Source organism: Candidatus Cybelea sp. (assembly GCA_036489315.1).
GTDB lineage: Bacteria > Vulcanimicrobiota > Vulcanimicrobiia > Vulcanimicrobiales > Vulcanimicrobiaceae > Cybelea.
Genome location: DASXFZ010000011.1, coordinates 1 through 3,177, shown reverse-complemented (window position 1 = coordinate 3,177; position 3,177 = coordinate 1). Strand labels below are relative to the sequence as shown.

At 61.4% G+C, this 3,177-nt stretch carries 3 protein-coding genes; all 3 read left to right on the top strand.

Annotated features, from left to right (window positions below; translation table 11 throughout):
* The first annotated feature begins 282 nt into the window (after positions 1 to 282).
* Positions 283 to 939, top strand: coding sequence for a GntR family transcriptional regulator (locus VGG51_02800; GenBank protein HEY1881954.1), 657 nt, complete (start codon positions 283 to 285; stop codon positions 937 to 939).
* 50 nt (positions 940 to 989) lie between these two features.
* Positions 990 to 2,789: an aspartyl protease family protein gene (locus VGG51_02795; protein ID HEY1881953.1), complete on the top strand. Its 1,800-nt coding sequence runs from the start codon at positions 990 to 992 to the stop codon at positions 2,787 to 2,789.
* A gap of 49 nt (positions 2,790 to 2,838) precedes the next feature.
* Positions 2,839 to 3,177 (top strand): DUF427 domain-containing protein (locus tag VGG51_02790; protein HEY1881952.1); only part of this gene is annotated, 339 nt, incomplete at its 3' end.

Genomic DNA, 3,177 nt, shown 5'->3' with positions numbered 1-3,177 from the left:
AATTTGCCGCTCTCCGTCCTCGGCAAAGGAATTTTCTTCGGAATGCTCGCTTTCGAAAAGAGCCTCGGCGCGAACGTGCCGGAGATCTCGCACGATGCGAACATCACCGGCGCTGAAGCGGAAGCGATCGTTCGCAAAATGGCGTTCCAGGTTTTTCCGGGCTTGCGATAGTCCGCTTTTGCTTTCTTTCGTGTGGATCGCGCGATCGGTATTCAGATAGCCGTTTAAGCAAAGGCTCAGCTTCTTGATGGCGGCGAATTTTTAGTATACTATATCCGTCAGATGGTATACAGAAAGGCCGCCCGCGACTCGGAGGCCAGCGAACGCGAGCGCGCCTACGATGCCGTCCTCGAAGCCATCCTCGATAAGCGCTTGCCCGCGGGTACCCGCCTAGTCGAAGCATCGCTCTCGCAAGAGCTAGCGCTCAGCAGAACGCCGCTGCGCGAGGCACTTTTTTTGCTCGAGCGCGAAGGTTTCGTCGAAACGCACTTGCGACGCGGATTTTCCGTGCGGCCGATGAGCGAGCGCGAAGCGCGCGAGATCTACACGATCGTTGCCCACCTCGAGGTCTTAGCCGTTCGCGAGAGCTGGCCGCAAGTCGTTTCGTGCAGCAAGGAACTGCGGGCGATCAACAGGCGCTTTCTTGCCGCGCGTGCGGTACCGCGCCGAGCCGTCGCCGCAGATCAGGACTTCCATCGCCAACTCGTCTCGCGCTGCCCCAACGACACGCTCGTCGGTATGCTGCAAACGCTTCATCGCCGCGTTCTGCGCTACGAGTACTTTCATATGGGCGATGCCGTTCTCGTGGCCCGCTCCGCGGCCCAGCACGACGAGATCGTCTCGGGACTGCAACGCCAGCAGTTGGAAGCTGCGTGCGCGGCCATCGAACGCAACTACCAAGAAGGTATCTCGGCGCTACGCAGTTTCATTCAAGCGTGATGAGGCCGAGCCGGGCCGCCCTTACCGCGTTCACGTGCGCTTGTATCGCCTTGCCGGGTGTAACTTACGCCGGCACTGCGATCGATGTTGCCCGGACGCTGCAGCAGAGCCGCGAGGCACTCGGCGCTGAGGCGCTCGCGCGCGGCAGTGTGCTCTCCCTTACAAGCACCGCGACGGTGAACGGCTTGAGCGGAACCGGCGACTCGGCGGCCGCGATCGGTGGCGCACGCATCGCTGAGAGAACCTACACGCCCCCGATTGCTGCCGGAGACGGTTATGACGGAACGTCTTTCTGGAATCAAGATCAGTCGGGTTTGGTGTGGACGGACGGCAGCGACGCGGGCGTTTCACAAGAGATCGATACCGCGTATGCCGCCGGCGATACGCTCTTCGTTCCCGGCAGCGGCGGCGCGACGATCGCCTGGGACGGCCTAAGAGACTCCGGCGGCCGGCACTACGCGACACTTCTCGTGACGCCGCGTCGTTCGCTCGTTCCCATGCAGGTTTGGATCGATGCGGTCACCCACATGCCGGCTCGTTACGTCATACCAATCGGCCCGGTAACCTACGAAATAGACGTTTCGCAATATCGTTCCGTCGACGGACTCCTGGTGCCGCGTCGTATCGTCTCCAAGTCCAGCGAAGGCAACGAGTCCGACCTTACGGTGCGCTCCGCGCGGATCGTCGCGACCGATGAGGCCGCCTTGGTCAAGCCAAAATCTCGAGTCGACGACTTTTCGATCGACCGCAACCGCTCCAGCACGGCGGTGCCGATCGAACTGGTAGATAATCACGTCTACCTCGACGCTACGCTCAACGGCAAAGGACCCTATCGGTTTGTCTTCGACACGGGCGGCAGCAACATCATCGATCCGGCTGTCGCCAAAGAAATCAACGTCACCGCGTCGGGGGTGGCCCAAGATTCCGGCACCGGAGCGGCGACCGAGGCATCCAGCTACGCCGTCGTCGATTCGCTGGAAATCGGCGACGCGCTGCTGCGGCACCAGGTTTTTTCGGTCGAGCCGATTCGCAAAGGATTCGGCGTCGCGTCGGGACAGCGAGTCGACGGCCTGATCGGGTTCGAAGTCCTCGCTCGATTCGTCACGACGTTCGACTACGGCGCTCGAACGCTCACGCTCTCGCTGCCGGGAACCGCGCCCAGGAGCGCTGCCGACGTCGTTCCATTCGTCTTCGCCGGCACCGTGCCGCAGATCGGCTGCGCGGTCGACGGTATCCGGTCGGAATGTACGGTCGACACCGGCGACACCAGCGCGGCAAACCTCTACGTACCGTTCATCGCCGATCACCCGCAGGTCGTCCCGGCGGTGCACAGCGCCGTCGGCCTTAATGGGTACGGCGTAGGAGGAGGCCACCAGGGATTTCTGGGACGTCTGGGTTCGCTGCAAGTCGGAGACTTCGTGCTGCACGATCTCATCGCAGGCTACTCCACCCAAAAGCAAGGCTTCTTCGCATCTCCGTTCTTCGCGGCAAACTTGGGTGGGGGCGTTTGGAAGAAGTTTACCGTAACGTTTGATTACGCCGGCGAGACGATGAACCTCAAGCCAAACGAAAATCTCCAGACGCGCGACGGCTACGACCGATCGGGGATGCTCCTTATCAACCAAGCCGGCAAGATCGTGGTCTACGCGGTGCGGGCAGACACGCCGGCGGCGCAAGCCGGATTCGTTCGAGGGGACGTCATCCTCTCGATCGACGGTGTCGTCCCGCAATCGCTCGAGCAAGTCCGGCGGGCGCTGCGGGGCCTTCCCGGCACGATTTTGCACCTTCAAATCGCCGCCAAAAGCGGGGAACCGCGAATGGTAACGCTCACATTGCGAGACTGGGTCTGAGTCTTCGGCCCAAAGGAATTAAAGCGACAGTCCAGCAGAGAAAAACGTCATGGCACACAAGCCGATCAGAGTTCCGGGGCCCGATCATCCGATCTCGATTCAGGCGAACCCATCTCGCGTCGTCGTGAGGGTCGGCGGAAAAACGGTCGTGGATACCACTGAAGCGTTGACGCTTCGCGAGGCCGACTATCCGGCAGTTCAATACGTTCCCCGGCGCGACGTTGACTTGAGTGCGCTCGCACGCACGGATCACACGACGCATTGCCCCTACAAAGGCGACGCGTCGTATTTCAGCATCCCCGCTGGTGGAAACCGCTCCGTCAACGCGGTTTGGAGCTACGAGACGCCGCACCAAGCGGTGGAGCAAATCAAAGACTACTTAGCCTTC

Excerpts from the sequence above, each read along its gene's own strand:
- VGG51_02800 (HEY1881954.1), top strand. The coding sequence starts at position 283 with ATGGTATACAGAAAGGCCGCCCGCGACTCGGAGGCCAGCGAACGCGAG.